The following is a 6,708-nucleotide window of genomic DNA, read 5'->3' on the forward strand; positions in this document are numbered from 1 at the left end:
CCTTGCGTCGTCAGCACGTCGACCTGACGAAGCTTCGCGACAATCTCCTCGGGCTTGTGCCGTTTCCTGCCCATCTCAAATCCTCCTCATAGGCTCAAAGCCATACTTCACGGAGGATCACTTTTCAGGGGGCAGACCATATCGTCGAAAACTGTCTGTCTTTCCCCATCGAGGCCGGTCGATGGATTCGTCGCGAATCGCAGAAGACGAAAATCGTCGTGCGCTCGCGACACGCCGGGCATCGTCAGCAGCGCCTTATATTCGGAGGCGAAGGCGAATAGCTCGGGTTTGGCGACGAATAGGAAGGGCTTTTCACCAAAACGATCGCGCGCGGCAAAGAGGCGGCGCGCCGATGTGTCCCAGATCGCAAATCCATACATGCCGTTGAAGCGCGTGACGCAGTCGGTTCCCCAGACCTTGTATGCTTCGAGGATAACTTCGCTGTCCGACGCGGTTCGGAACCGGGCGCCCATCGCCTTCAGTTCGTCGCGCAATTCGATGTAATTATAGATCTCGCCGTTGAACGTTAGCCAGTAACGTCCACTGGCGTCGGCCATGGGCTGGCTTGCGGCGTCGGACAGGTCGATGATGGAAAGCCGGCGATGGCCGATCGCGACGGCGTGGCGCTCGGAGTAGGCTTCGCCCCATTGCCCGTATCCGTCGGGTCCCCGATGGAACATGAGGGTAAGGGCGTTCGTGAGATCTCGGGGACCTGACCCTTCGCGAGTGATCGCGCCGACAATGCCGCACATTTCGTCAGTACCGATGTTCTGGAGCGCGGAAGCTCAAAAGCCCAAACCAGGATTTCACAAGCGGAACGGCTCCCCGGATTTGGGCCGCGATCGCGGCCCGCAGCTCTTTCCGTCCGAGCGCGCCCGAGGCGGCCTTGAGTTCTGATTCGATGTCCACGCCGTGCTCTCGCCACCAGCTGTCTCCAGACGGACAACGGCGCAGCACCGTCATGGCAAGATCGATATAGCCAATGGCCGCAAGGATGAGTGTGGCGGCGGCGATGTCGCGGCCCGGCGCGTCGGGTGAATGGCGGCGTAGGAAAAAGAGGTCGGCCTGCGCGATTCGCCCGCGCGAGTAGGGGAAGTCGAAGCCGATGGAATAGGGGTGGGATGGCAGCGGGCGCCTGCGCCAGTGATGGATGGCGCGGATGTCGATCAGATCGAAACCGCGTTCCGCCAGCCAGCATATCACTTCCGCGGCGAGAGGCTGGCCGACGCGCTGCTCGAGGAACGAACATTCGACCTTGATGACTTTCGCGTTCGCCAGCATATTGGCGCCGCCTTCGAGAACATCCAGTTCGGCGCCTTCGATGTCGATCTTCAGATAATCGATGCTGCAAATCCCGGCCTCGCTCTCGAGGTCGTCGAGGGAGAGACCTTCGATCGGGATCTTCTTGACCGTGCGGTGCAGCGCCTCGTGTCCGAATTGCTCGATCATCGCGGCGTTGTGCGGGAGAAGTGACGCGCCCGCCGGTTCCCGCGGAACGTGGAGCGTCGCGAGACCGCGCGCGCGTCCGATGGCGAAGGGCAGGATTCGGCGTTCGCGCCATGGGCCCTTCGGCTGGGCGGCGAGACGCGCGGCTTCCTCAGGGTCCGGCTCGAAACCGATGATGGAAACGGCCGGGGCCAGGGCGAGCAAGTCGTCGTCGACGGCGCCGCGAGCGCCGAGGTCCAGAACGACGAGCGGGTCGACTCCCGCCGCGGCGATCACGCGATCCGAAAAAATGTCGTTTGCTGTCGTCATCTCATTCGACTTGTCTGTCGCGCCGAGACGAATGCTGAGCGCGGGCGCGATACCTTAGCTTCAAACTCGTCAGGCTTCTGAATTGACATTCTTCCCAGTTGCTCCGGAAATCTGATCTACGAGGCAGAGATGGATGACGACGGCAAAGACTGCGGCAACAAGAAGCGTGGCTAAAGAGAAGCCAACGACGCCGAAAGTGGGCACGACAATTACAAGCAATACAAGCAGGAGAGCGTTTTGACCGGCCTGCCAAGCCAACGTTTCCCACATCCGCCCACTGCTAACGAGATATTGCAGAAAGACGTTTGCATAGGCCGCCGGCGCTGTCGATGCGACAATCAGGATGAAAGGCAAGCGGCCCTCGCTGAAACCACTGCCATAGGCCTGCAGGATCAGCGGCGATAAAAGACTCGTCAATGCGACGATTCCAAGTCCCGTGAATAGGTTCAGTCGAAGATTGATGTTGTGGAGGCGACTGGCTCCCGCCGTGTCGCCTTGTCCGAGCATACGGCTCATCATCGGGATCGCGACAGTGGCCAGAACCGATGTGACGAACAACACCGTGCCCCGCCACTGAGTTCCTGCTGTGACATAGCCCAGCATTTTGAATCCTTCGGCGCTTTTGCCCAGGATCAGCATGCCATACCAGCTTGAGAGCCCGGTCAGGCTCGTCAGGAGCGATGGCACACTGAAATTCATGATGACATGGCGCACCCTCCACATTGCGGCCATGTTCGTTCGGAGCTTGTGCCGGCGTAATGTCTGCTCCTTGAAAAGGAACAGCATAGTGACGCGAAGACCGGCGCCGCCGATCGTTGCAACGACCACCGAAAAGAGATCGTGAGGCCGGGCGATGAGTAATAGCATCACGAGGTTGCTCACCGCGACTGTAACTCGAACAATGGTGAGCTTACGAAACTCCTCGAACCCCTGCAGGATGCCCTCTTGTACGCCTCCCAACACCGAGAGGAGCGCAATCGCGGCGCCCGCCGCCAAAACATCCGCATCCTGCGACGAATTGAAAAGAAGCGACGCGACTAAGGCCGGCTGCGCTGCGAGCAGGAGTGTCGCGAGGAGCGCAAGACCGAAGCTCACCGCCTCACAAAGGCGCATGACCGCCGCTGCCTTCGCCTGATCGGCGCTACGGTAACGGGAAATATGGACCGATGCGGTTAATCCGAGTTGCAGACCTGCGAGCCCCGATATGATCCCGACAGTTGAAAAAAGAAGGCCGTACTTACCGAACAGCTCGACGCCCAAGAGCCGCGCCACATACAATGCCAGGATGAGGGAAAGGCCCTTCTCGAACGCCAGCGCGCCCGTCGTCCAGGCAACGTTTTTCAGGAGCAGCAATGCGACGTCGTCGGCTCCCCGCCGACGCGCGAAACTTTCAAGCACTCCAAAAATATATTCGGCGGTCGAGACGGACCATCTGACGCATCGAGCGACGCTAGTGTTCATGCGTGTCCCTAACCGACGAGCGCGTGAGCCCTAGCGCACTCAGGCGAGGCCCCGGCCCTTCCGTGCATAAGAGTCGAATGGCGCCCACTGAGTGCCGCGACGGAGCGCTTCCATCGGCGATCGGTGCTCGCCGTACCGCGCCGCCTTCTCGATTACGCCGATGGAGGGATAAAAGTGGATCGAGTCGACGGCTTTAAGGAAATCATTGTCTGTCGCGCTGTAGAATGCGCTTGATAGCCCAAAAAGATAAGGGAGAAATCCGGCAGGATAGCCGTAGATGTCTTCGCACAGGAAGACTCCGCCCGGCGCGACATGAGGCAGCATCTCTTCCAGCGTCAAGATCTGGTGCTCTGGGAAATGGCTCCCGTCGTCTATGAAAATGTCGATTTCCGGTACGGATTCCTTCACCTGCTTCCAGAAGCGCGGGTCTCCCTGGTCACCGATGAGGATCTCGACGCCATCTCTCTTGTAGGACAGGCAGGCAGGCTCGATGTCCACCCCGTAAACGGTACAGTCCGGGCCAAAGTAGTCGCGCCACATGCCAAGGCTGCCGCCGCTATACACGCCAACCTCCATCACACGCACTTTCTTGCCTACAAAACGGGAGAAATGCCGGTGATAGATGTCGAAATAGTGCATGAACTTAAAGATGCCGGGCCCCTCCTCATGGGCCAGGAAATAGTCCAGCAGAGGGTTCGACTGAGCCGGCTGCTCCGACACGGTCGGTTTTTTGGTCTCAACGAACTTCTCGTTTGCATAGCGGGCGCCGCGAGCCGCCGGCTCCAGCATTTTGGCAATCCGAGGGTCGGAGGCGATCGTCCGAACAAAACGGCCGAACAACCGGGCGGCATCGACGGGCGTAACCATATCTAAATCTCTCGGAAAGTGAAATCGACACCAACCTTTACCGACGCGAGATGTATCCGTAAAGTTCGTTCGAGACGTTCGTTTCTGACTTTTGTCGTGATCGACATTGTTCCGCCATCAATCCGTCGAGGTCTATCTCAGCTTCGTCTTCGTGGACCGAAGCGATCACCCCCCGACCTGTTTCATCGCCCGGCGCAAAAGAAACTGAATCCCTTACAACGACTCGGTATTGCGAAAAGGCCAGCGCCAGACCGCCGGGATCGATACGCGAGAGCGTGATCAAGAAGTTATCTCGACAAATTGCGCGAGCAGCGGCTGGAATCTTTGCATGAAGGACGAAAAGCGGAAATGCTCCCGCCAACGCTGCTGGCCGGCCTGGCCCATCGCACGCGCTTTATCCGGATCGCGCAATAACGCAATCAGGCCGTCGGCGAGCTGCGCGGGTCGATCGAGATCGACATTGTAACCGGTTTCCCCGTCGAGATTGACCTCCGCGCCTGCGTCATGGATCGACGCGATCACCGGAAGCCCCTGCCGCATCGCCTCGATGTAAACGAAGCCAAACCCTTCCTTGCGGCTGGGCATGGCGAGCACATGCGCCTGCCGCCACAAATCGGGCAGCGCCTCCTCGGCGACAAAGCCCTTGACCTCTATCTGGCTCGCGACGCGCGATTGCGCCACCAATTCTTTGAGGCGAGGAAGCCCGGCGCCGCCGCCCGCAAACACCAGCCTCGCCTCCGGTACGGCGGCCACGACTTTCGGCCACGCCTCGACGACTTCCGCATGTCCTTTGAAGCCCGCGAGTTCGTCGATGCGGCCGAGCAGTAGCGCTGTCGGGGGACCGCCGAATCCGGGCGCGGCGTCGGGCGCATAATCCTCGTCTGTCGCCAGCCAGCAAACAGACGCCGGGCCCGGATCGCCGTGTAATTCCTGGTGGCGTCGGAGCGTGAAGTGAGAGATGGCGAAGCGCGCGTCCGCGCGCCTCAGCGTCGCGTGCGTTTGCGGGCGCAGACCGCTCCAGACCTCGATCCCGCACATCCAGAGGGCACAGGGACGGGTGAAGGGGCCAAGCCGCGCGTGCCCCCGCGCAATGCCGGCAGATTCATAGATGAAATGACGGGGCCGCAGGGCGTCGATGAGACATCGCGCAGCGAAGGCGGCCTTGCTTCCCTTGCAGAGCCTGGCGGGAACGCCGTCCAATGTCACCGGTTGCGGATCGAGAAGCGAGAGCAGGCTCAGGTCGCACCCGCTCTTCGCGACAGCGAAAGCGGTCAGTCGCGCCAGCCGCGAAATGCCCCCCATGCCAGGCGTCAGATAGGCCGAGCCGAGCGTTACGGGGCGACCAGCCAGCGCCTGGCGTTCCGCCGCGGTATCGGAGAGCTGACGCGCGGGCGAGAAGTTCATCGGCTTCCCTGCTCAGGCGAGATCGCCGGTCCGCGAGGCGTAGAGATAGTGCCCTTTCGCCGGCGTGATGGAATTGGCGAACTGATCGGTGACGACGACCGTGAAGCCGGTATCTTTCAATGTTCGGACAAGCGCGTCGGCGTCACCCTCTTCCGGGTGAAGCTCCATGCCGATGTTGTCGACCTGTCTCAACGCGTCCGGATCGCCGAGGAAGACGTCGAACTCGCCGCCTTCTATGTCACATTTGAGGAAGCCGATCCGCGAGAGGCCATGACGCTCCATGATCTCCCGCAAGGTGATCGTATCGGCGCTCAGGGTCGCCGAAGCGAAGCGCTCATAGCGCGTGTAGTCGCCAGCCTGCAGGCCGTTCGCGCTGGCTGCGGCCGCAAATACCGGCGTGTAGAACGCCTGCGGCTCGACGCCCACCAGCGTGCGCGCGCCCAGAGCCTTTGCCCCGAGCAGCAGGAAAAGGCCACGATTGCTGCCGAGATCGACGACCGTGTCGGCCTTCAGTCCCTTGCGGAACGCGCGGAGATACACATTGCTCGCATACATCTCTCTCGCGCCGCCAAAGGTCGGCGTCTCGTCATGGCCGTTCAACATCCCGGCCATTGCGTCGAGGGGCACCAGAATGCGCGCGCCTTCGACGGCGAAAGCGATCGTGCCGCGCATCGACTTGTCCACCGGCGCGAGCGTGCGGAGCTTGACCACGGCGCCCGCATTCCCCGCGAGAGCCGCGCAATAACCGAGAAAATCCCCCATATCGAGCGATTGACGCAGCTGACCAAGCTCCAAGACCAGACGGGCGAACGGATTCATGGCGTCACACTTTTCGCTAATACAGGAAATCAAGAGTCATGATTTTCGACAGACATATGCGATGAGATTGTCGGCGTATTCCGCACGTCCAACCGCGCGCGCGGGACGGGACAGCAGCGGCGCGGCTGCATAGTAACGCACATCGACAGGCGTAAGACCGCGCGCCTTGAGACCTTCAGCTATCTCGGTATGGCTGAAGCAGAATTTCACGAAGGCGAGATAGCGTGGCCGTCCCGTCATGTCAAATATCATCCGTTCGAGACTGGTCTGCCCCCTGAAAAGTGATCCTCCGTGAAGTATGGCTTTGAGCCTATGAGGAGGATTTGAGATGGGCAGGAAACGGCACAAGCCCGAGGAGATTGTCGCGAAGCTTCGTCAGGTCGACGTGCTGACGACGCAAGG

The 6,708-nt window shown here is 60.6% G+C and carries 8 protein-coding genes; all 8 read right to left on the reverse strand.

Annotated features, from left to right (window positions below):
- Nucleotides 1-107: 107 nt before the first annotated feature.
- The 8 genes from ACR65T_RS15180 to ACR65T_RS15215 all read right to left on the reverse strand — a co-directional run bounded on the left by ACR65T_RS15180 (nt 108) and on the right by ACR65T_RS15215 (nt 6,546).
- The gene (locus ACR65T_RS15180; protein WP_434497281.1) at nt 108-680 is read right to left on the reverse strand and encodes a hypothetical protein; all 573 of its coding nucleotides are present in this window, start codon (nt 678-680) and stop codon (nt 108-110) included.
- Between the two features lie 76 nt (nt 681-756).
- Nucleotides 757-1,755: an FkbM family methyltransferase gene (locus ACR65T_RS15185; protein ID WP_434497282.1), complete on the reverse strand. Its 999-nt coding sequence runs from the start codon at nt 1,753-1,755 to the stop codon at nt 757-759.
- Between the two features lie 69 nt (nt 1,756-1,824).
- On the reverse strand, nt 1,825-3,216 hold the full coding sequence (locus tag ACR65T_RS15190) for an oligosaccharide flippase family protein (protein WP_434497283.1): 1,392 nt from the start codon (nt 3,214-3,216) through the stop codon (nt 1,825-1,827).
- Nucleotides 3,217-3,255: 39 nt separating this feature from the next.
- A complete protein-coding gene (locus tag ACR65T_RS15195; RefSeq protein WP_434497284.1) occupies nt 3,256-4,083 on the reverse strand; it encodes a hypothetical protein in 828 nt (275 codons plus the stop codon).
- A gap of 37 nt (nt 4,084-4,120) precedes the next feature.
- A complete protein-coding gene (locus ACR65T_RS15200; protein WP_434497285.1) occupies nt 4,121-4,366 on the reverse strand; it encodes a hypothetical protein in 246 nt (81 codons plus the stop codon).
- Nucleotides 4,363-5,487: a glycosyltransferase family 4 protein gene (locus tag ACR65T_RS15205; protein WP_434497286.1), complete on the reverse strand. Its 1,125-nt coding sequence runs from the start codon at nt 5,485-5,487 to the stop codon at nt 4,363-4,365. The genes ACR65T_RS15200 and ACR65T_RS15205 overlap by 4 nt, the downstream gene beginning before the upstream one ends.
- A 12-nt stretch (nt 5,488-5,499) precedes the next feature.
- Nucleotides 5,500-6,306: an FkbM family methyltransferase gene (locus tag ACR65T_RS15210; RefSeq protein ID WP_434497287.1), complete on the reverse strand. Its 807-nt coding sequence runs from the start codon at nt 6,304-6,306 to the stop codon at nt 5,500-5,502.
- 36 nt (nt 6,307-6,342) lie between these two features.
- Nucleotides 6,343-6,546 (reverse strand): hypothetical protein, encoded by a 204-nt coding sequence (locus ACR65T_RS15215; protein ID WP_434497288.1) that lies wholly within the window; start codon nt 6,544-6,546, stop codon nt 6,343-6,345.
- Nucleotides 6,547-6,708 lie beyond the last annotated feature (162 nt).

Source organism: Methylocystis sp. (assembly GCF_051061285.1).
Taxonomy (GTDB): Bacteria; Pseudomonadota; Alphaproteobacteria; order Rhizobiales; family Beijerinckiaceae; genus Methylocystis.